This window comes from Geothrix sp., assembly GCF_049292215.1.
Taxonomy (GTDB): domain Bacteria; phylum Acidobacteriota; class Holophagae; order Holophagales; family Holophagaceae; genus Geothrix.
The window spans coordinates 35597-56010 of sequence record NZ_JBATQW010000096.1; the positions used below are offsets into that span (position 1 = coordinate 35597).

General features: G+C 68.5%; 18 protein-coding genes. 7 read left to right on the forward strand and 11 right to left on the reverse strand.

Annotated elements, in window-relative coordinates; all coding sequences use genetic code 11:
- The first annotated feature begins 43 nt into the window (after positions 1 to 43).
- The 6 genes from WAS25_RS15645 to WAS25_RS15670 all read left to right on the forward strand — a co-directional run bounded on the left by WAS25_RS15645 (position 44) and on the right by WAS25_RS15670 (position 7335).
- Positions 44 to 955 carry a glycine--tRNA ligase subunit alpha gene (locus tag WAS25_RS15645; protein WP_422313792.1) on the forward strand — a complete coding sequence of 304 codons (912 nt, stop codon included), beginning with the start codon at positions 44 to 46 and terminating at the stop codon, positions 953 to 955.
- The gene (gene glyS, locus WAS25_RS15650; RefSeq protein ID WP_422313794.1) at positions 952 to 3024 is read left to right on the forward strand and encodes a glycine--tRNA ligase subunit beta; all 2073 of its coding nucleotides are present in this window, start codon (positions 952 to 954) and stop codon (positions 3022 to 3024) included. Before WAS25_RS15645 ends, glyS begins: the two co-directional genes overlap by 4 nt.
- An 8-nt stretch (positions 3025 to 3032) precedes the next feature.
- Positions 3033 to 4562, forward strand: coding sequence for a glutamine-hydrolyzing GMP synthase (guaA, locus tag WAS25_RS15655; RefSeq protein WP_422313796.1), 1530 nt, complete (start codon positions 3033 to 3035; stop codon positions 4560 to 4562).
- Positions 4562 to 5008: a hypothetical protein gene (locus WAS25_RS15660; protein ID WP_422313798.1), complete on the forward strand. Its 447-nt coding sequence runs from the start codon at positions 4562 to 4564 to the stop codon at positions 5006 to 5008. Before guaA ends, WAS25_RS15660 begins: the two co-directional genes overlap by 1 nt.
- A 127-nt stretch (positions 5009 to 5135) precedes the next feature.
- A complete protein-coding gene (locus WAS25_RS15665) occupies positions 5136 to 6218 on the forward strand; it encodes an HD-GYP domain-containing protein (RefSeq protein ID WP_422313800.1) in 1083 nt (360 codons plus the stop codon).
- A 34-nt stretch (positions 6219 to 6252) separates the two neighbouring features.
- Positions 6253 to 7335: an aldo/keto reductase gene (locus tag WAS25_RS15670; protein ID WP_422313802.1), complete on the forward strand. Its 1083-nt coding sequence runs from the start codon at positions 6253 to 6255 to the stop codon at positions 7333 to 7335.
- Positions 7336 to 7460: 125 nt separating this feature from the next.
- On the opposite strand, the gene dsrP is transcribed toward WAS25_RS15670, so the two are convergent.
- The 10 genes from dsrP to WAS25_RS15720 form a co-directional block, all read right to left on the reverse strand.
- Positions 7461 to 8717 carry a sulfate reduction electron transfer complex DsrMKJOP subunit DsrP gene (gene dsrP / locus WAS25_RS15675; RefSeq protein ID WP_422313804.1) on the reverse strand — a complete coding sequence of 419 codons (1257 nt, stop codon included), beginning with the start codon at positions 8715 to 8717 and terminating at the stop codon, positions 7461 to 7463.
- 4 nt (positions 8718 to 8721) lie between these two features.
- Positions 8722 to 9657: a 4Fe-4S dicluster domain-containing protein gene (locus WAS25_RS15680; RefSeq protein WP_422313806.1), complete on the reverse strand. Its 936-nt coding sequence runs from the start codon at positions 9655 to 9657 to the stop codon at positions 8722 to 8724.
- The gene (locus WAS25_RS15685; protein WP_422313808.1) at positions 9654 to 10199 is read right to left on the reverse strand and encodes a cytochrome c3 family protein; all 546 of its coding nucleotides are present in this window, start codon (positions 10197 to 10199) and stop codon (positions 9654 to 9656) included. Before WAS25_RS15685 ends, WAS25_RS15680 begins: the two co-directional genes overlap by 4 nt.
- Entirely contained in the window at positions 10196 to 12010 is a 1815-nt protein-coding gene (locus WAS25_RS15690) for a hypothetical protein (protein WP_422313810.1), read from the reverse strand. Before WAS25_RS15690 ends, WAS25_RS15685 begins: the two co-directional genes overlap by 4 nt.
- A gap of 264 nt (positions 12011 to 12274) precedes the next feature.
- Entirely contained in the window at positions 12275 to 13882 is a 1608-nt protein-coding gene (locus WAS25_RS15695) for a flavin monoamine oxidase family protein (RefSeq protein WP_422313812.1), read from the reverse strand.
- Between the two features lie 10 nt (positions 13883 to 13892).
- Entirely contained in the window at positions 13893 to 15443 is a 1551-nt protein-coding gene (locus WAS25_RS15700) for a polyamine aminopropyltransferase (protein ID WP_422313814.1), read from the reverse strand.
- Entirely contained in the window at positions 15436 to 15654 is a 219-nt protein-coding gene (locus WAS25_RS15705; RefSeq protein WP_422313816.1) for a DUF350 domain-containing protein, read from the reverse strand. The genes WAS25_RS15700 and WAS25_RS15705 overlap by 8 nt, the downstream gene beginning before the upstream one ends.
- Positions 15654 to 15833, reverse strand: a complete 180-nt coding sequence (locus WAS25_RS15710; protein ID WP_422313818.1) for a hypothetical protein — start codon at positions 15831 to 15833, stop codon at positions 15654 to 15656. Before WAS25_RS15710 ends, WAS25_RS15705 begins: the two co-directional genes overlap by 1 nt.
- Positions 15833 to 17863 carry a DUF4178 domain-containing protein gene (locus tag WAS25_RS15715; RefSeq protein ID WP_422313820.1) on the reverse strand — a complete coding sequence of 677 codons (2031 nt, stop codon included), beginning with the start codon at positions 17861 to 17863 and terminating at the stop codon, positions 15833 to 15835. The genes WAS25_RS15710 and WAS25_RS15715 overlap by 1 nt, the downstream gene beginning before the upstream one ends.
- 25 nt (positions 17864 to 17888) lie before the next feature.
- Complete coding sequence (locus tag WAS25_RS15720; RefSeq protein WP_422313822.1) at positions 17889 to 19046, reverse strand: pyridoxal phosphate-dependent aminotransferase; 1158 nt, start codon at positions 19044 to 19046, stop codon at positions 17889 to 17891.
- 76 nt (positions 19047 to 19122) lie between these two features.
- On the opposite strand from WAS25_RS15720, the gene elbB reads away from it, so the two are divergent.
- Entirely contained in the window at positions 19123 to 19800 is a 678-nt protein-coding gene (elbB, locus tag WAS25_RS15725) for an isoprenoid biosynthesis glyoxalase ElbB (protein WP_422313824.1), read from the forward strand.
- A gap of 100 nt (positions 19801 to 19900) precedes the next feature.
- Here the strand turns inward: elbB and WAS25_RS15730 are convergent.
- On the reverse strand, positions 19901 to 20414 hold a 514-nt coding region (locus tag WAS25_RS15730; RefSeq protein ID WP_422313826.1), incomplete at its 5' end, for a hypothetical protein.

Genomic DNA, 20414 nt, shown 5'->3' on the forward strand with positions numbered 1-20414 from the left:
AACCCCTGAAAACCCGCTAGAATACTCGTTTTGGCGAGCCCCCATGCACATCCAGGAACTCATCCTCCGCCTGCAGCGGTTCTGGGCCGACCGGGGCTGCCTCATCGGCCAGCCCTACGATCTGGAGAAGGGCGCGGGCACCATGAACCCGCTCACCTTCTTCGGCGCCCTGGGGAGCAAGCCCTGGAACGTGGCCTACGTGGAGCCCAGCCGACGCCCGGCGGACGGCCGCTACGGCGAGAACCCCTTCCGCGTCTACAAGCACCTCCAGTTCCAGGTGATCCTCAAGCCCAGCCCCGCCAAGGTGCAGGACCTCTACATCGAGAGCCTCGAGGCCCTGGGCATCGACTTCTCCAAGCACGACCTGCGCTTCGAGGAGGACAACTGGGAATCACCTTCCTTAGGCGCCTGGGGCGTGGGCTGGCAGGTGGTGCTGGACGGCATGGAGATCAGCCAGTTCACCTACTTCCAGCAGGTGGGAGGCCTCGACTGCCGGCCCGTGAGCGCCGAGCTGACCTACGGCATCGAGCGCATCTGCATGTTCCTGGGGGGCTACGACAACATCTTCGACCTGGTGCACGGCGAGGTGAAGACCGACGACGGCGTGTTCCCCGTCACCTACGGCCAGATGCGCCAGCGCGAGGAGTTCGAGCTGAGCGCCTACAGCTTCGAGCACGCGGACCTGGACCTGCACCGCACCCTCTTCGAGTCCTTCGAGAAGGAGGGCTGGCGCCTGCTGAAGGACCACGGCCACTTCCTCAGCGCCTACGAGCAGGCCCTCAAGATGAGCCACACCTTCAACGTGCTGGATGCCCGCGGCGCCGTGAGCACCACCGAGCGCCCCGGCATCATCAAGCGCGTGCGCGACCTGGCCAGTGGGTGCGCCAAGGCCTACCTGGAGCACGAGGAAGGTGCCCCCGCGCCTGTGGATGCCGCGAAGGGGGGTGCGAAGTGAGCGCCACCCAGACCTTCCTGCTGGAGCTGCACTGCGAGGAGATCCCGGCGCGGTTCCTGGAGCCGCTGACCCGCGACTTCTCGGCCGCCTTCACCACCTGGGCGAGCGCCCAGGGGCTCACGGCTTCGAATCTGGAGGCCTTCTACTCGCCCCGCAAGCTGGCCTGGCGTGGCGTGGGCTTGCCCATTTCCCAGCCCGATCAGACCGAGACCCAGGTGGGTCCGCCCCAGCGCATGTGCGTGGACGAAGCGGGCAAGCCCACCATCCAGGGCGAAAAGTTCGCCGAGAAGTGGGGCGTGCCCTTCTCGGCCGTGCGCTTCGAACAGCCTGCAGGCAAGAAGGAGCCCTGCGCCGTGGTGACCCTCACGAAGCAGGGGCGGCCCACGGTGGCACTGCTCGCCGAGGCCCTCCCGGGGCTCATCGCCAGCCTGCACGTGCCCAAGGCCATGCGCTGGGGCAAGTCGGACTTCGAGTTCGTGCGGCCCATCCGCAACATCCTGTGCCTGTTTGGTGAGGAGGTCGTTCCCATCACCGTGGATGGCGTCAAGGCCACGAACAGCACCTGGGGCCATCGCCTCCACCATCGCCAGGACGCGGCGCCGATCACGATTTCCACGCCCGAAGGCTATGAGGCTGCCCTGGAGGCCGCGGGCGTCGTCGTCAGCGTGGACATCCGCCGTGCCCGCATCGCCCAGCAGCTGGACGCCCTGGCCGCCGAGGCCGGGGGCCGCGTGGTGCCCGATGCCGAGCTCCTGGACACCCTGGCGGAGATCGTGGAGTTCCCGAAGATCGTGCGGGGCGACTTCCCGGCCAGCTTCCTGGAGCTGCCCAAGGAGGTGCTGGTCACCAGCCTCCGCGAGCACCAGAAGAGTTTCTGCATCGAGGGGCCCGATGGTGCCCTGCTGCCCTGCTTCCTCACCGCGGCCAACCGCACGGACGATCCCGCGGGCTATGTGAAGGCGGGCAACGAGTGGGTGCTGAAGGCGCGGCTCTACGACGCGCGCTTCTTCTTCGCCGAGGACCGCAAGCACCCCCTGTCCGACCGCCTGGAGAAGCTGCAGGCCCTCACCTTCCAGCGGGACCTGGGGAGCTACCACGCCAAGACCGGCCGGGTGGTGGCCCTGGTGAAGATGCTGGCGACCCGGCTTTCCCAGGACGAGGCCCACGTCAACCGCGCCCTCGAAGCGGCCCGCATGGCCAAATGCGATCTGCGGACGCTCATGGTCGGGGAGTTCCCCGAGTTGCAGGGCATCATGGGCGGCGAATACCTGAAGCACGAGGGGGCCGACGAGGAAGTCTGGATGGCCGTGAAGGAGCACTACCGGCCCATCGGCGCCGAGGATGCCATCCCCGGCACGCCCCTGGGCTGCCTGCTGTCCCTCTGCGACAAGCTGGACACGGTGGTGGGCTGCTTCGCCGTGGGACTCATTCCCAGCGGCTCCAAGGATCCCCTGGCCCTGCGCCGCGCGGGGCAGGGCATCGTGCGCATCCTCTGGGAACAGGGCTGGGCGCTGACGCCCACGGACCTCATCCACACCGCGCTCATGGCCGTGGGGCAGAAGGCCACCCGTCCCCCCGCCGAGACCACCGAGGCCCTGCTGGCCTTCTTCAGGGACCGCGTGGCCTACCAGCTGGAACAGGCCGGCTATGCCGGCTCCGTGCGCCGCTCGGCCCTGGCCACCGGCTGGGAGGACCTAGCGGACCTCAAGGCCCGCTGCGAAGCGCTCTCGGCCTTCGCCGAGGATGCCCGCTTCGCCTCCCTGGCCCAGAGCGCCAAGCGCATCGGCAACATCCTCAAGGACGAAGCTCCCGCCGATGTTTTTGACGCGGCCACGCTTCAGGACGCCACCGAGCAGGCGCTCGCGGAACGGCTGAACGGCATCGAGGACTCGTCAGATCAGGCCACCCTCCTCGCCGCCCTGGCCGACCTCGCCCAGCCCCTGGAAGCCTTCTTCAGCGCGGTCATGGTGAAGTGCGAGGACCCGGCCCTCCGCGCCGCCCGCCTCAGCCTCCTCCACCGACTCCGCCAGGCGTTTCTGCGCGTGGCGGACTTCAGCCTCTGGCAGTAGGAGCACCCGTGCACCACGAACGCATCGCGATCATCGACTACGGCAGCCAGTACACGCGGCTCATCACGCGGCGGCTGCGGGAGCTGGGTGCCTTCGGCTTGGTCTACAGCAGTGGCGCCACTGCCGCCGAGGTGGCCGGTCCGGACCTGCGGGGCGTGATCCTCTCGGGCGGACCGAACTCGGTGCTGGAGGCGGGCGCGCCGGACCTGGACCCGGCCATCCTGGACCTGGGCGTGCCCATCCTGGGCATCTGCTACGGCCAGCAGCTCCTGGCCCGCAACCTGGGTGGCCAGCTGCACCGGTCCGCGAGCCGGGAATACGGCAAGGCGGAGATCCAGGCCATGCCCGAGCAGTCGATGCTGTTCGGGGGGCTGCCCCACGCCCAGCAGGTGTGGATGAGCCACGGCGACCATGTGGAGGTGGCCCCGGCCGGCTTCACGGTCACGGCGAAGACGCCCAGCGTGCCCGTGGCGGCCATGGAGGATCCCAAGCGCGGGATCTACTGCCTGCAATTCCACCCCGAAGTCACCCACAGTGCCCAGGGCACGCCCCTGCTGCTGAACTTCCTGCGGCACTGCGGTATGACCCTGGACTGGAACGCCGGGAACTTCATCGACGAGAAGGTCAAGGCCATCCGCGCTCAGGTGGGCACCGGCACCGTGGTGCTGGGCCTCAGCGGTGGTGTGGATTCCAGCGTGGCGGCCCTGCTGCTGCACAAGGCCATCGGCAAGCAGCTGACCTGCGTGTTCGTGGACCACGGCCTCATGCGCAAGGATGAGATGAAGCAGGTGCAGGCCTACTTCGCGCCCTTCGAGCTGAACGTCATCTGGGTGGATGCCTCCGACGAGTTTCTGGGAGCCTTGGCGGGCGTCACGGATCCCGAGCAGAAGCGGAAGATCATCGGCGGCAGGTTCATCGAGGTCTTCGAGCGCGAGGCCGGCAAGGTGAAGGCTGACTTCCTGGGCCAGGGCACCACGTACCCCGACGTGATCGAGAGCAGCGGCATCGGCGGCGCCATCCTGGTGAAGTCCCACCACAACGTGGGCGGCCTGCCGGACCGCATGCGGATGCAGCTGGTGGAGCCGCTGCGCGAGCTGTTCAAGGACGAGGTCCGCGCCACCGGTCTGGCCCTGGGCCTGCCCGAGGAGATGAACCAGCGGCATCCCTTCCCGGGGCCCGGCCTCGCCGTGCGCCTGCCGGGGGCCATCACCCGCGAGCGGGCGACGATCCTGCAGAACGCCGACGCCATCTTCCTCCAGGAACTGCGGGAGAGCGGCTGGTATGCGAAGACCAGCCAGGCCTTCGCCGTGCTGCTGCCCGTGCAGACCGTGGGCATCATGGGCGACGAGCGCACCTTCGAGTGGATGTGCGCCCTGCGGGCCGTGACCAGTGAGGATTTCATGACTGCCGACTGGGCTCGGCTGCCGCACGAACTGCTGGACCGCATCGCCCAGCGCATCGTGCGCGAAGTGCGCGGCATCAACCGGGTGGTCTTCGACATCACCTCGAAGCCGCCTGCGACGATTGAGTACGAGTAGTGGCCAAGCGCAACGAACCCGTCCGCAAGTCGGTGAAGGACGTCCTGGAGGACCTGCTGGCGGGGCACCGCGAGGCGGCCTTCAGCGGCCCGGAGTCCGGCCTGAAGTACCTGCGGCGCACCTTCGAAAGCCAGGCCAGCCTGCCGAACGCCGTGAAGGCGGTGGCCTATGATCTGAGCGCCGACGCGCAGGGTCAGTCCGGCCAGTGGGGCGCCTGCATTGAATCCGTGAATCAGGTTCTGGGCTACCTGCCTGAGCTGGAGGCTGCCTTTCCCCACGAATACCGGCGCCTGCTGGAAGGTCTGACCTGTTTCGAGCGCGGCATTCAGGCTCACAGCGAGCTGGGGGATTTCCATGCGGCCCTGGAACTCTGCGAGCAGGCGATCAAGCTGGGGCTGGGCGCGCACTATTCGGCCAAGCGGGATTCACTGGAGTGGGCTCGCTGAGCCTGCCGCCGGCAAGAACTGCAAGGACGCAACGGAGCCCGACGAACCGGGACTTTTCTGCCTGTGCGATGATCTGGTAGTACAGCCATCCCGTTCCGCCACCGTTGAGAAGGAACACGGGGAAGCCATGACCGACGACATCCAGGTGGTTCCACAGCAGGTGAGCGTCCTGATCGTGGATGACCTTGCCATCGTGCGGCTCTCCCTTCGGCACATCCTGACGAAGTCGGGCTACCGCTGCCGGGAGGCGGAGGACGTGGCCGCCGCGCTGGCCGTGCTGGACGTGGACACCATCGACCTGATCCTCTGTGACATCCAGATGCCCGGGGCCTCGGGACTGGACCTGGTCAAGGCCATCAAGCACCGCATCCCCGACACCTCCGTGGTCATGGTCAGCTCGCTGGAGGACGCCGAGACGGCCATCGAGTGCCTCCAGCGGGGCGCCTTCGGCTACGTCCTGAAGCCCTACCAGCCCCGGGAGATCCTGGTGCAGGTCAACTCCGCCCTGCGCCGGCGCATGCTGGAGATCGCCTTCCGGGACCGCGAGGCGCAGCTGGCCCAGAAGGTGCGCGAGCAGACGCTGGAGATCCGGGACTCCCGGGAGGAGATCGCCCTTCGGCTCATCGCGGCCAGCGAGCACCGGGACAATGAGACCGGCATGCACGTGCGGCGGATCGGGCTCTACGCCGCGGAGATGGCCCGCCTCCTGGGCTGGGATCTGCAGGGCGTGGACACGATCCGGGCCGCGGCGCCCATGCACGACATCGGCAAGATCGGTGTGCCCGACGCGATCCTGCAGAAGCCCGGCGCCCTCACGGAGGAGGAGTGGGTGACCATGAAGCGGCACACCTCCATGGGCGCCACCATCCTGAAGGGTTCCACGGTGCCCTTCATCCAGATGGGCGCCCGCATCGCCATCGGCCACCACGAGAAGTGGGATGGCAGCGGCTATCCGAAGGGGTTGCAGGGCGAGGCCATCACCCTGGAGGCGCGGATCACCGCCCTGGTGGATGTCTACGACGCCGTGAGCAACCGCCGCCACTACAAGGAGCCCTGGCCCGAGGAGCGGGTGGTGGAGCTGATCCAAAAGGGCAGCGGTGTCCACTTCGACCCCCGTCTGGTGGAGCTGTTCCTGGCGCACCTGGAGCGCTTCCGGGCCATCCTGAACGCGAATCCGGACGAGTCCCACGACGAGGACCCCGGCATCTGATCGCGGGTGTACGCTGGGGGCCCTGGAGGCCGCCATGAAGCTCACCGACTACCGCACCCTGGGCCGCTCCGGCCTGCGTGTCAGCCCCCTGTGCCTGGGGACCATGACCTTCGGCAGCGACTGGGGCTGGGGCGCCGAGGTGGCCGAGAGCCGGGCCATGCTGGACGCTTACCTGGGCGCCGGGGGCAACTTCATCGACACGGCCAACATCTACACCAAGGGCCATAGCGAGGCGATCCTGGGCGACTACTTCGCCGAGCGCGGGGGCCGCGACCGGGCCGTGCTGGCCACCAAGTTCTGCGGCAGCCTCCACCGGGGCGATCCCAACGGGGGCGGGGCCGGCCGGAAGGCCATCCAGCAGCAGCTGGAGCAGAGCCTGCGGCGTCTGCGCACCGACTGCGTGGACCTCTACTGGCTGCACTTTGATGATCCGCACACGCCCATCGAAGAAACCATGCGGGCGCTGGACGATCTGGTGCGGGCGGGCAAGGTCCGCTACCTCGGCGTATCGGACACGCCAGCCTGGAAGGTGGTGCAGGGCCAGTCCGAAGCCATCTTCCGGGGCTGGTCGCCCTTCATCGCCCTGCAGATCGAATACTCCCTCATCGAGCGCACGGTGGAGCATGACCTGCTGCCCATGGCCCAGGCCTGCGGGCTGGGTGTCACGCCCTGGTCGCCCCTGAAGGGTGGGCTCCTGACGGGGAAGTACGGGCGGAACAAGCAGCCGCAGGGTGAAGGACGCCACGTCCCGGGCGTGTCGAAGAGCCTCACGGACCGGAACTACACCATCATCGAGGCTGCCGAGGCCGTGGCGACCGAGCTGGGCACCGGCGTGGCCCAGGTAGCCCTGGCTTGGCTGCTGGCACGCCCCGGCGTGGCCAGCCCGATCCTGGGCGCGCGCACCCTGGCCCAGCTGGAGGGGAACCTCGCCTCCCTGGAGGTGGACCTCCCCGCAGAGCTCACGGCCCGGCTGGACGCCGCCAGCGCTCCCGCGCCCATCTTCCCCCACGGGTTCCTGGCCAACACGAGACACGTGATGCAGAGCGGCGCCACCATCAACGGCGTGGCGGCCGATCCCTGGGCCTTGGCGCCTGCGACCGATCAGGAACGCTGGTGATGCGGAATTTCTAAATATTAAAATTCACCACGAAGACGGAAAGACCACGAAGAACTGCAAGGGCACTTGCCTTGTGTTCTTTCGTGGTCTTCCTGTCTTGTTGTTGGCAGGCCCTTGAAGAAAAGCTACGCCTCGACGGGATCGGACGTTGGGGCTTCCGCGGATTTCCGGCCTTTGGAGATGGTGAACTCGCCCAGCATCATGGGCACGGCGGCCTTCAGCATGATGGTGAAGACCAGGAAGCCGATGGCGAAGATGCCCGCGGCCACGGCAATCTCCGTGAAGGAGGGCGTGTAGACGTAGATCTCGCCGAGGGCATCGGGGGTCAGGCCGGGGATGATGAGGCCCATGCCCTTCTCGATGTAGACGCTGGCGTAGATCAGCACGCAGCCGAGGTTGAGCAGCTTCCAGTTGGTCCGGAACTTCGGCACCAGGAACAGGATGAAGGCGATGAACCCGAAGATGATGGAGGCCCAGGCATAGGGCACCAGGGTGTTGTGCCCCTTGAGGCCAAACAGCAGGTACTGGAAATAGACCACATGCTCAGTGCCCGAGTAGAGCTCCTTGAAGGATTCCGCGGCCGTGAGGAAGAGGTTGAAGCCCATGGTGTAGGCCATGAGCTCGGCGATCTTGAAGATGGCCTCGTCCTTGATGCTGAGCTTCGTCGTCTTGCGCAGGACCTGAAGCAGGATGAGCAGGATGGCGGGGCCCGAGCAGAAGGCCGAGGCCAGGAAGCGGGGCGCCAGGATGGCGGAGTTCCAGAAGGGGCGGGCGCCCAGGCCGTTGTAGAGGTAGGCGGTGACGGTGTGGATGCTGACGGCCATGGGAATGGAAAGGAGCACGAGCGGGGTGACGATCTTCTTCACGTAGTGGCGCTCGGTGTAGGCGCAGTAGAGCAGGTAGGTCACCACGAAGTAGTTCAGCACCAGGTAGGCGTTCAGGACGATCACGTCCCAGGCCAGCATGGATTGCGGCCAGTTGAGCCGTCCCACGAAAGGCATGATGTGCCAGAAGCGGTCGGGCCGCCCGATGTCCACCATGACGAAGCCCAGGCACATGACCAGGGCGCTGATGGCCAGCATCTCGCCCAGGATGGTGATCTCCTTGATGGGCTCCCAGTCGTAGATGTAGGCGGGGATGACCAGCATGATCGCGGCGGCGGCCACGCCCACCAGGAAGGTGAAGTTGCCGATGTAGAAGCCCCACGAGACCTGGTCGCGCATCTTGGTGACGATGAGGCCGTCGTTCAGCTGGCCGATGTAGGCCCAGGTCCCGACGGCAATGAGGAACAGCAGGAAGCCGACCCACGCGTAATAGTACCTGCTGCCGTGGGTGACGATCTGGATCGTGTCGGTGATGAATTGCCGGAAGTTCCGCAGCATGGCCTCACACCCCGTAGAAGTAGAAGAAGTTGGGTTGGGTGTTCAGTTCTTCCTTGAGCTTGAAGACGCGCTTGTTCTCGAGGACGTAGCGGATCTCGCTGGTCTTGTCGAGCAGGTTGCCAAACTTCCGGGAGCCCGTCGGGCAGATCTCCACGCAGGCCGGATAGAGGCCCTTGCGCGTGCGCTGGACGCAGAAGGTGCACTTCTCCACCACGCCCTTGGGCCGGGGCCGATTGCCCAGGTAGTGCGTGTCCGTGTTGACCTGGTCCGGCGGCAGGTTCGGCTCGCCCCAGTTGAAGTGGCGGGCGCCGTAGGGACAGGCGGCCATGCAGTAGCGACAGCCAATGCACCAGTTGTAGTCCACCACCGTGATGCCGTCCTTCTCTCGCCAGGTGGCGCCTACGGGGCAGACCTTCACGCAGGGCGGCTTCTTGCACTGCTGGCACTGGACCGGCATGTAGAAGTGGCCCTCCTCGGGTACCTCCGCCGGGTTGTAGTACTGGTCCGCGTGCTGGAGGTTGACGCCCTCCTCCTTGTCCAGTTGGAGCACCCGGATCCACTGCACTTCCGGGCTGCGGGACTGATTGTTCTCCTTCACGCAGGCATGGACGCAGCGGCGGCAGCCGATGCAGCGGCTGAGGTCCAGCGCGTAGCCGAAGATCACGCCGGGCATGGCGGGGGTGGTGCCGACCTTCACGTCCTTGCCGTACTTAGCCTTGTATTCCTTCTCCAGGCGGGCGATGACGGAGAGGACTTCCTCCTTGGACAGCTCCTGGAAGTTGTGCTGGAGGAACTCCTCCTTGCTGAGCGTGCCGCAGCCGGTGAGGGCCGTGGCCACGGCGGCGACGCCGGCCCCGAGGAAGTCGCGGCGGTCCAGTCCACAGCCGCTGGAGGCCTGTGGGGCGCTGTCCGGTTGGGAGGTGAGCTTGCCGTCCGTCATCGGGCGCCCCCTTTCTTGGTCTGGATGTCTTCGGGCCGCGTGGGTGGTGGCATGGGTTTCAGGGCCGCGAAGCGGGGGGAGTGGGGGTTGTGGCAGTTGACGCAGAGGAGGTACTGCTTCTGGCCGTTCCAGCTGCCGGTGCGCTTGCCGTGGATGCCCACGCGCCAGTCGCGGAACTTGTCCCCGTGGCACTGGCCGCAGAGCTTGTAGGAGGCCGTGAACTCGACCTTCTCGCCGCTGGCCAAGTGCAGGCTGTCACGGCTGTTGGCGTCGTGGCAGTCCAGGCACCAGCGGGACTCAAGGCCATGCTTGAGCTCGATCTCGCTGTGCATGGCCAGCTCGCGGCGTTTGGTGTCCACCTTCAGCTGCTTGCCGTCGTGGCAGCCCGTGCAGGGGAAGATCCCGTCGGTGAAGGGCGGCTTGGGCACTTCGATGCCCTCCTGGGCGATGGGCTCCGCCTTCTTGGGCGGCTCCTTGGCGCCAGCGGGGAGCGCCAGCAGGAGCAGGACCAGGCCTGCGGTTCGGATCAGGCGTTCAGTCATGAATCCACCTCCGGGATCGAAGCATTCGGATTGTCGCCAACGCCCTTGGGGGCGGGGGCTTTCAGCAGTCGGGGCGCGAGCATGAGGGTGGCGCCGAAGCACATGAACCCCAGGAAGAGGGTCAGGGGCCGTCCCAGGGCCAGGTCCTCAAACAGGAACTTCAGGGCCGTGAGGATGAGCACGGGATAGACGAGCCAGCGCAGCTCCAGGATGGGCAGCCGGCGGCCGGACCAGGCCATGGCGATGGCGAGCAGCGACAGGACCCCGGTGCGCAGCGCCGCGAGCAGATCGGCCTGCGGTTCCCCCGAGGAGAGCGCGGCGCTGAGCGTGCGGACGATCAGGGCGCCCGCCCCGATGGCGGCCACTGCGCCCAGGCCCAGGATCAGCGGCCGCAGCCGCCGGGTGGTGGCTTCCGACGGACGGCGCAGCAGGAACCAGGCGACCGCGCCGGTCAGGCAACCCAGGCAGAGGAGGCCCGGCAGGGACAGGGCGGCACTGGCCCCGCCGGCCACGAAGAAGGCGCGGAAGGACCAGCCGAGCAGCCCGGAGGTCGCCGCGCCCGCCAGGAGGAAGATGCCGCTCTGGACGAACAGCACGGTCCGCGGGAGGCGGAGGCCGACCATCATGACCACCAGGCCGAGGGCCCCGGCCACGGGTGCGAAGACCGCCAGCGGCAGCAGGACCGCCCCGCCCAGCAGCACCAGGATGAGGGCCAGGAAGGTGAAGAAATTGAAATTCGCGCGGGTCTCCTCGCGGTCCTCCGCAAAGCGCAGGGCCGTCGCGTAGCAGCCGAAGCCCGCCACCGAGGCACCGGCTCCCAGAACGCCGGCGCCAGATCCCGTGGCGAGGGCGACGCGGAAGGCGCCACCGAAGCCCACGAGCAGGACGAGGAGGGTCTGGAGCTTCTCGAAGGCGTTCACCACCCGCTTCTGCTGGAGCATCCGGAGGGCGAAGCTGCCGATGTAGAGCACGGCGAGGGCCAGGGCGAAGGCCATGGCGCGCGCGGGGGAGATGCCCCGGTAGACCTCCGGTGCCCCACCGGGCCAGGCGGCCAGTGAGGTGAGGATCAGCACGCCAAGATTCGCGGCCAGGGCCGTGGGCCAGCGCAGGCCATGCCAACGGCGGCCGTAGGTGGCCCAGAGGGAGCCGATGCCGAGCACGAGGAAGACCAGCAGGAAGGGTTCGATGGCCCGCCGGCCGGTCATCACGGCGAAGCCCGAGCCCAGGGAGGCGAGGGTGGCCAGCCAGATGATGGGCTGCAGGTTCCGCCGCCAGGCCACGGCACCATGCAGGCCGGTGACAGCCAGGAGCAGGAAGGCCGCCAGGCCCGGCTCGAGGATGCCGAAGCGGGCCGTGGACTCCACCAGCAGCGGATAGGCGATGAGGATGGAGGCCAGGGCATGGAAGGCGGAGTCGAGTGGGTGCTTCGCGCGGTCCGCCAGGAGGGCCCAGGTGATGGCGAAGGCGAGGCCCAGGGCCACGCCCCAGCCGCGGTGGATGGTCCCCGCATCCACCAGGGCCCGGATGAAGGTGGCCCCGCCCAGGATGAGACAGGTCCTGCCGATGAGACCCATGAGGCGGACGGGATTGGGCAGGTCCGCCGTCGCGGGTGCCGTGGGCGGGACGGCGGGGGTGGAGCGGAGGCCTTCGGCCGGGGTCATCACCGCGGCCAGGGTACTCTCCGTCCCCTGGCCTTCCAGGGCGGCCACCCTGGCTTCCAGCCGGGCCACGTGCTCTGCCAGGCCGGCGAGGCGCAGCTCCAGGCCATTGGCCTGATCGCGCTCGGGAGGGAAGACCTCGGCCATGGACATGGGCCAGACCTCGGAAGGAGGTGGAAATGGAGATGGATTTCGGATTGTGTTGTCGTCATGCCACGCCCTGGGGATGAGGGCGTCAAGCGAAATAAAGACATTCCAAATGGTTCATAACAAAAACAATGAATGCTGTTAGAACATAATTGACTTCGACATCCTAGAGCCATGCTGGAGATTCTATGAGAAAACCGGCGGAAGCTCATGCCAGGCGGCTTTGGGGGCCGTGCACGGCATGTGCCGGACATCACAGTCCGCTGGCCGCTAGCGCCAGGTGGCCCCGGATCGGCCCAGGGCCGCGAGCACCTCTTCCGCCGCCCGGAGTCCGTGATCCTGGGCCTCCTCAAAGAGGGAGATGCCGCTGAGCTCGGTGTGGGCGAAGTGGACGGCACCGAAGGGGCGGGCGAGGGTCAGGAACCCGGAGTCCCAGAGCAGGCCCGGCGAGGGGCGCACCATGGCGTGGCCCCAGCGCATGACATCGAGCCGGGTCACCAGCCCTTCGAGATCGGGATGCACCGGCCGGAGGTCGTCCATCACCAGGCGGGCACAGGCGGGCCAGTCCATGGCGAGCATCCGCGCCCGTTCGGCCTCGCAGTCCGGTCCGGCGAAGGGGCGGTACCAGGTCCACACCGTGGGACCGTGGTCCCGCAGGCTCTGGTGCGTGGCCACCACGTAGCCCAGGGCTTCGCTGTTCCGCAGCACGTTGTCCCAGGCCAGGGGGAAGGTGGTCTCCCGGGGCCGGGCCCGCAGCGTCAGGTTCGCCACCAGCCAGGGGGCGTTGTGGATGCGGTTCAGGGCCGGACGCGCGGTCCCGAGGCCTTCGATCGTGTGCCGCGCCACATGCTGGGGCCCGGCGAAGATGACGCGCTTGGCCAGCCAGCCGACGGGGCGCTGCCGCGTGGCATCCCAGGCCGCGACGCGGAGGCCATTCTGTTCCGGGCGGATGGAGGTGGCCATCATGCCGCACCGGAGCCGATCCCCGCTGGCCTTCCGCAGGTGGTTGACGAGAAACCCGTTGCCCTCGGGCCAGGTGAGCAGGGGGCGCGAGTCCTCGCCAGGACCCTGCTTCCGGGCGGCGAAGTAGAAGAGGCCGGCCCAGGCGCTGGTGGTATCCAGGTGGGAGCCGTAGTCATCCCGGCAGGCGTAGTCCAGCAGCCAGCGCAGGCGCGGCGAGGTGAGGCCATGCCCATCCAGCCACGCGGCGAAGGAGAAGCTGTCCAGGGCCCGGGCCTCCGGCGCGTTGGAGCACCGCGAGCGGGGGATGCTGAAGGCCGGGCGCCCCTTCGCATCCGTGAACGCCGCCCAGCGGTCCACCTCCTGGAAGAAGGCGTGGTATTGGCGCTCGTCCTCGGCGCTGGCCCCGGCGCGCAGGTAGAGCCCCTCCCACCACTGGCCGTAGGCGAAGAGGCGCTCCTCCGGCGCGCGGACGGTGGCCTCCTCCGCGAAGAGCGGATCGCCCTTGGCGTCGAAGCCCTCCAGCACCCCGCACTCCTTCAGCAGGCGGAGCACCGCGCGGTTGCCACGATCAGGCACCGGCAGGTAGTGGGCGGCCCAGGGGAAGGCGCTGACGTGGTTGCGGCCGGAGCGGGAGGTGCCGCCGGGCTCCGGCTCCAGCTCCAGCACCTGGAAGTCCTCCAGGCCGCCGCCCGCCAGCCGCCAGGCGGCGCTGAGCCCGGCCACCCCGCCGCCCACGATGAGGACGGAGACCGGCTCGAAGCGCTCGGGTACCGGGATGCCCTGGCCCCGGAACCGGTGTCCCAGGGCGAGGTCCGGCCCCACCAGCTCACCGGTGAAAGGGAACTCGGGCTTCTTCCGGCAGGCCAGGGGCAGGGCGGAGGCCGCCGTGGCCGCGAGGAAGTCGCGGCGCCTCATGGCTGGGGCCTCACGACCACCGCCGCCACTCCCGGGTGTAGAGGTGGACGAGGACCTGGTTGTCCAGGCGGTTCACTTCCACCGGAACCCGGTCCATGTCCTTCGGGAAGGCGAACATGGCGGCGGTCGCCTCGTCGGACAGGTGGCGCAGGCCGGGCAGCACGCGGGTGGGCGGGGCGAAGTCGCGCTTCGAGGCCAGGGCAAAACCCCACACCCCAAACGACGGCACAGCCAAGTGGAAGGGGCGCACCTTCAGCCCCGAGGCCTCCATGGTGGTAGTGATGCACCAGAAGGACTGCCGCGCCATCAGGGGCGAGGTGCTCTGCACGGTGATCATGGCGTCGTCGGTGAGCCGGCGCTGGAGCAGCCGGTAGAAGCGCGACGTGTAGAGCTTGCCCAGGGCATAGGTGTTGGGATCCGGGAAGTCCACGAAGGCCAGGTCGAACGGGGGGGCGGTGGTCTCCTGCAGCCACACCATCGCGTCGGCGTTGACGACCTTCACCCTGGGATCATCCAGGGCCGCGCCGTTGAGCTGGCGCACCATGGGCTGGCGGCGCGCCATGTCGGTCATGGCTGGATCCAGGTCCACCAGCACCACCTCCTGCACCGAGGGATGCTTGAGCACTTCCCGCACGGCGAGGCCGTCGCCGCCGCCGCAGACGAGCACGCGCTTCGCATCGGGCCGCACCCCGAAGGCCGGATGCACCAGGGCCTCGTGGTAGCGGTACTCGTCGGCGCTGGAAAACTGCAGGTTGCCATTGAGGAAGAGCTGGAAGCTGCCCCGGCCCCGGGTGAGCACGATGCGCTGGTAGTCGCTGTCCCGGGCGTAGACGATTTCGTCTGCGAAGATTTCCTCTTCTACAGCCAGAGTGAATTTCCCGGCGAAGGCCAGGCCGATCGCCAGGAGGCCCATGACGGCCACACAGCGGAAGCGGATCCAGAAGATGGGTCCCAGCTGGGACTTCAGCAGGTGGGTTGACCAGAGGCCCACCCCGGCGTTCAGCAGGCCGAAGAGCAGGCTGGTGCGCACCAGACCCAGCTTGGGCATGAGCAGCAACGGGAAGAGCAGCGACGCGAAGAGGGCCCCGATGTAGTCGAGGGTGAGGACACCGGCCACCAGATCCTTGAAGCGCACCTGGTCCTTGAGGATGCGCATGAGGATGGGGATCTCCAGGCCCACGAGGGTGCCCACGGCCACCACCGTGCTGTAGAGCACCACCCGGAAGGCATGGGTGTGGGCGAAGGCCTGGAAGAGGATGGGCGCAGAGAAGCCGCCCACCAGGGCCACCGCCAGCTCCAGGTCCACGAAGCGCCGCGCCAGCCCCCGGTTCAGGAACTTCGACAGCCAGGAGCCCAGGCCCATGGCGCTGAGGTACACCCCGATGACCGTGGAGAACTGCGTGACCGAGTCCCCCAGCAGGTAGCTTGACAGCGTTCCCGCCACCAGCTCGTAGATCAAACCGCAGCTGGCGATAAGCAGCACGCTGATGAAGAGCAGCGGCGCTTTTAGCGTGGGCTGGGCAGCAGAAGCTTCCGCATCCGGTTGCGGCAAATCACCCATGGATCGCAGCAGCGATGATGAGGCTGATGCCCAGGATGAGGCAGCCTAGGACGATGCCGAGGGCGACGTTCTGGTCGTCCTCCATCTCCTTGCGGAGGGAGAAGGGCAGCACCTTCACCAGGAATAGCCAGACTAGGCCCAGGATGGCAAGCCCCAGGGCGGAGAAGACGGCGGCGACGAGGAGCTGGTGCAGCATCTGGTTCGTGAACATCACTTACCTCCGTGGAAGCCGTTGTTGTGCAGGAAGGTGCGGTAGGCGCCGGGCGTCTGGCGGACGCTGGGTGGCAGATCGGCCCGGCGTCGCTGGCCGAAGAACTCCCGGCCGAAGAAGCCGTTGGCGACCATGAGGCTGAAGCCGCCGCCGAGAAAGAGCAGGTAGAGGATCCGCATCAGTCATCACCTCCGCTGGCAGTTGCCGCCGTGCCATACATGCTCTCCTGCCAGCGGCGCCCCTCGAAGGCCGCCACCTGGATCACCAGGATCAGGGGCACCACGAGGATGGCCAGCAGGGCGAGCCCGGGATAGAGCCAGCGCATGACGCCCTGGCGCAGCTGCACGTCGATGACGCCGACGGGGGGGAACTTCCCGTCCCACTGGGGGGCCAGGCGCAGCACGTAGGTTCCGGCGGGCACGGCGCTGAGGTAGACGGTGCTGGTCTGCCCGCCCTCGGCCCAGGATTCGCCGCCGTCCACGCCGTGGTAGAAGCTGCTTTCCAGGAGGAAGAGCTCGGCCACGCCCGTGGTCTCGCTCACTAGGGCGCCCTCCAGGCCGATCCAGCTGTTATTGACCGGGGCGCTGAGGGTGACAGCCAGGTTGCGGTGGCCGTTCTTGATCTCGATGGGGCCGGAGAAGTAGACGGGTTCCTGGGCCTCGGCTGCCGGCGCGACCGGGGAACCGGGCGCATTGGGCCGGCGCACGGGAATGCCCTTGCGCACGGCCTCGGCCGCCTCCTTGCGCAGGCCGGGCGCCAGTTCGTAGAGGTCCAGCCGCTTCTTGAACAACTCCTCGTTGCGGTGGGTGGCGGACTCCACCATGACGAGGGCCAGCAGCAGGCCCAGGGCGCCTACCACCCACAGGGCCGATTTGGAGAGGGTCACCTTGTGGGGGTTGGGCTGGAAGGAGGCGATGCCGCGGGGGGCGGGCGGAGCGTCTTTGAGCTTGAAGGCGGTCCAGACCGCGGTCGGATCCAGGTAGGTGGAAAGGCTCCAGTTCACCTCCTCGCCGCCGCCTTTGTGCCCCTGGCGCTCGCGGGTGAGGCTGCGTGGCGGGGCGATGAACTCGGCCACCTGCACCCGCTCCCCCTGCTCCACCGTCCAGTAGAACTCGCCCCAGACGCCTTCGACCAAGGCCTCGACGTCCTGGAAACGCCGCCAGTTGGCGCCGAGCGCCTGAAGGTTCTTCTGCCCGTCGCGCGCCTGGGGCACTTCGCCGGGTGGCAGGGCCACGGCCAGGCTCCAGTGACCCTCGCTCTCCACCAGCCACTTGAAGCCGTGCTGGGCGTCCAGGAGCAGATACTCCGTCCAGGGATAGGCGATGCCATCCACGGTGCAACTGCGGCGCAGCTGCCCGATGCAGATCACCTTCTCGCCATTCAGCACGCCTTCCGTGCCCAGGGGGATCACCACCTCCTGATGCGGCTGCTTGAGGCTCTTCAGGAAGGCCAGCTTTCCGTTTTCCGCGGACAGCAGGCTACCGCAGCTGGGGCAGCCCACGCGCTGGGTCTGGTCCGGCGCGCGCAGGGCCAGGGCTCCGCCGCACTTGGGGCAGTTGAGGTTCTGGACGCCGACCTTGGCGGGCTTGCGGGTGCCGCCCTGGATGTGGAGGTCGGCCAGGGGGATCTCGCGGCCCAGGAAGAACAGAGGCGGGTCCTCGCTGTAGTCCAGGGTGGCGAAGGCGCCGTTCCGGCCCGAGAGGTCCGCGAAGCGGTAGGTGGTGCCGGGCTCCACGGCCCAGGGGATCTCGCCTTCGGCGCTGTGGAAGGCGGCCTCGCTGATCTCGCCTACGGTCCAGAGGCCGGCAGGGCCCAGGTCGGCAAGACCGCCGGCCTGCAGGCTGTCGGCCGCGGGCAGGGATCCGTGCGGGTCCTGGGTGAAGGTGAGGTAGAAGCGACCCTGGGCCTCGGCGAGCCACCCCCAGCGGCCGTCATCGAGCGCGAGGTACCATTCGTCCCACACGCCGCCGAGGGGATGCTTCAGCTGGACCCGCCCGGCCAGGGTGAAGGCGCGCCCCGCAAAGGTTCCAGAGGCGGCCAGTCCCAGCGGAGAGCCGGTGTCCACCAGGTCGGCCACCCTGCCGATCAGCTCGGGATCGCGGTCCTTCCGGGCGGCGAGGGCCTTGCAGTACGTGCAGACGGCCACCATGGTCCCGGGCCGGAAGCTCAGGGCGGCACCACAGCTGGGGCAGGAGGCGAGGATGCTCATGGGGTGGGGTGATTATGCAGGGGCGTCACAGCCAGGGGAAGATGCGATGGAGCCCCTCGCGGAATCCGGACTCCGCGGTCAGCAGGCTGAGCACCAGGTGGCCATCGCCGGCCAGGTCGAAGAAGGAGCCGGGATGGACCAGCACCGAGGCCCCCTCCAGCAGCCGCAGGGCGCAGGCCTCGTCCGCATCCACGGCCGGCCGCCGCAGCAGGACCGACCAGCCGCCCTCCACGGGCAGCCGCGACAGGTGCGGCTGGCCGGTGAGGGCCACATCGAGGCTGGCGAGGTTGGCCCCCAGCCGCCCCAGGAGCTGTGTGCGGATGGGCGCCGCCAGCTCCAGCAGCCGCGGGGCCGCGGCTTGCACTGGCGCGGAGACGGAGAGGTACTGGTCGGCCAGGAAGGCCAGGGCCTCCAGGTGAGCCTCCGCGCCGGGGCCGCGCACGGCGATCCAGCCCAGCTTGAGCTGCGGCAGGGCCGCCACCTTGCTCAGCCCGGAGAACAGGAAGACCGGACAGGGTGGCTCGGGATCCTGGAGGGCCGTGGCCAGCCGGTCCTCGGCGGGCTCCAGGGCGTAGTCGGCGAAGACCTCGTCCACCAGCAGTGCGAGCTGGCGTTCGGCGCACAGGGTCGTGAGGGCAGTCCACTCGGCGCGGGAAAGGAAGTGGCCCGTGGGATTGTTGGGATTCACCACCACCACGGCCCGGGTCCGTGGCGAGACGGCGGCTTCGAGAGCGCCGAGATCCAGGTGCCACCGGTCATGGAAGTAGGAAGGCACGGGCCGGGCTGACAGGCCCTCCAGCCGCGCCAGCCAGTCGAAGAGGGGATAGCTGGGGCTGGGCACGAGCACCTCGTCCCCGGGGTCGCCCAGCAGCTTGAAGAGCAGCCCGTAGCCTTCGCTGGTGGAGGCCGTGAGCAGGAGGTCCCCGGCGCGCAGGCCGTGGCCGTGGTGGGTGGCGATGGCCTCCCGGGCAGTCCTTGAACCCTGCGGATCGGGGTCGTAGGCCAGCACCTCGGGCTGGGCGAGGGCCGCCCGGATCTCCGCCTCGGGATAGGCGAACCCGCACCGCGTGGGGTTGGAGACGGTGAGGTCGAGGACCTCCCGGCCCTGGACCCGGAGCCGGGCCAGCGTGGCCGTGAGGGCGTTCGGCTCAAAGCCCGGCGGCAGGCGGGAGGAGAGGCGCATGGGTTCAGGGTAGACGAGAACCGCAGCCCGCTTCCCGGATTGGCGCGATAATCACCGGAAGGCTCAGGAGGCTCCAATGGCGAGGACACTCAAGGTCGCGGTGCTGCTGGCGGGGTGCGGCCACCTGGATGGCGCCGAGGTGCGCGAGGCGGTGCTGACCCTGCTGGCCCTGGACCAGCACGGGGCCGCCTTCCAGTGCATCGCGCCGGACGCCGACCAGCACCACGTCATCAACCACGCCACGGGCCAGCCGGTGGCCGGCGCCGTGCGCAACATCCTGGAGGAGGCCAGCCGCATCGCCCGGGTGGGGCAGTGCCTGGACCTGGCCCGGGCCCGCGTCGAGGACTACGACGCGCTGCTGATGCCCGGCGGGTATGGTGTGGCCAAGAACCTCTGCACCTTCGCCTTCAAGGGGCCGGAGGGTGAGGTGCGTCCAGACGTGGCCGCCTTCCTGCGCGGCTTCTTCGACGCGAAGAAGCCCGTGGGCGCCATCTGCATCTCGCCCGCCCTGGTGGCCCTGGCGCTCTCGGGCCGCAGCGTGGCGAGGCTCACCCTGGGGGGCGATCCCGGCTGCGCCGACGCCATGCGCCGGCTGGGGCACCTGCACCAGGGCACGCCCAGCGCGCGGGAGATCGTCGTGGACGAGGCGAACAACCTGGTCACCACCCCCGCCTATATGTTCGACGACGCCCGGCTCAGCGATGTCTTCGTGGGCATCGAGCGGTGCGTGGCGGAAGTGCTCAAGCGGGCCTAAAGATCAGCCACGGTTAAATCCAGGTTTGCACTGATGGGGACGACCCCATTGGCTTTATCGGTGTCTGCTGGGGCCTTCCGGAATTCCGGCAGGCCATGGCCTAGGCAGTCGGTCCTTCGCTGTCCATCCGCCGCGGGTGAACCATGCGCCGGAGCGCCGGCGTCAGGATGCGGCTGGCGGCGAGGATGCGAGCCTCTTCGTCCAGCGCCTTGATCCACGGCGCCGCATGGCCCAGGGCCAGGCCGGAGTCGGGCAGGGGGAGACTACGGTCCAGTGCCTGCAGCACCTGTTCAGCTACGGGCCCGGCCTCGCGCCAGCGCGAGAGGGCCAGGGCTTCCGCCTGGGGCGGACGCAGGGGCGGCTGGATGAGGGCGACCAGGGCTTCCAGGCCGAGCTTGGGATGGTGGAGGAAGGCCGCCAGCACCGAGGGCGCAGGACACCTCCACACCATGGGCCAGAGCTGTCTCGGCGCATGGATGGCGAGGCTGCGCCGCTCGCCGGTGGTCATGACCGGCCACAGCTGCAGAAGCTTCTCCGTGGCCTGCTGGGCGGCCTGGGGGTGGGCCGCCGCGTCGGTCGCCACCGCGGCCAGGGCCCGCCAGGGCAGGCGGCCC

What these genes read in the sequence shown, in the direction of transcription:
- WAS25_RS15645 (WP_422313792.1), top strand. Translation starts at nt 44, where the DNA reads ATGCACATCCAGGAACTCATCCTCCGCCTGCAGCGGTTCTGGGCCGAC.
- WAS25_RS15665 (WP_422313800.1), top strand. Translation starts at nt 5,136, where the DNA reads ATGACCGACGACATCCAGGTGGTTCCACAGCAGGTGAGCGTCCTGATC.
- WAS25_RS15670 (WP_422313802.1), top strand. Translation starts at nt 6,253, where the DNA reads ATGAAGCTCACCGACTACCGCACCCTGGGCCGCTCCGGCCTGCGTGTC.
- dsrP (WP_422313804.1), bottom strand. Translation starts at nt 8,717, where the DNA reads ATGCTGCGGAACTTCCGGCAATTCATCACCGACACGATCCAGATCGTC.
- WAS25_RS15680 (WP_422313806.1), bottom strand. Translation starts at nt 9,657, where the DNA reads ATGACGGACGGCAAGCTCACCTCCCAACCGGACAGCGCCCCACAGGCC.
- WAS25_RS15685 (WP_422313808.1), bottom strand. Translation starts at nt 10,199, where the DNA reads ATGACTGAACGCCTGATCCGAACCGCAGGCCTGGTCCTGCTCCTGCTG.
- WAS25_RS15690 (WP_422313810.1), bottom strand. Translation starts at nt 12,010, where the DNA reads ATGTCCATGGCCGAGGTCTTCCCTCCCGAGCGCGATCAGGCCAATGGC.
- WAS25_RS15695 (WP_422313812.1), bottom strand. Translation starts at nt 13,882, where the DNA reads ATGAGGCGCCGCGACTTCCTCGCGGCCACGGCGGCCTCCGCCCTGCCC.
- WAS25_RS15700 (WP_422313814.1), bottom strand. Translation starts at nt 15,443, where the DNA reads ATGGGTGATTTGCCGCAACCGGATGCGGAAGCTTCTGCTGCCCAGCCC.
- WAS25_RS15705 (WP_422313816.1), bottom strand. Translation starts at nt 15,654, where the DNA reads ATGTTCACGAACCAGATGCTGCACCAGCTCCTCGTCGCCGCCGTCTTC.
- WAS25_RS15710 (WP_422313818.1), bottom strand. Translation starts at nt 15,833, where the DNA reads ATGCGGATCCTCTACCTGCTCTTTCTCGGCGGCGGCTTCAGCCTCATG.
- WAS25_RS15715 (WP_422313820.1), bottom strand. Translation starts at nt 17,863, where the DNA reads ATGAGCATCCTCGCCTCCTGCCCCAGCTGTGGTGCCGCCCTGAGCTTC.
- WAS25_RS15720 (WP_422313822.1), bottom strand. Translation starts at nt 19,046, where the DNA reads ATGCGCCTCTCCTCCCGCCTGCCGCCGGGCTTTGAGCCGAACGCCCTC.
- elbB (WP_422313824.1), top strand. Translation starts at nt 19,123, where the DNA reads ATGGCGAGGACACTCAAGGTCGCGGTGCTGCTGGCGGGGTGCGGCCAC.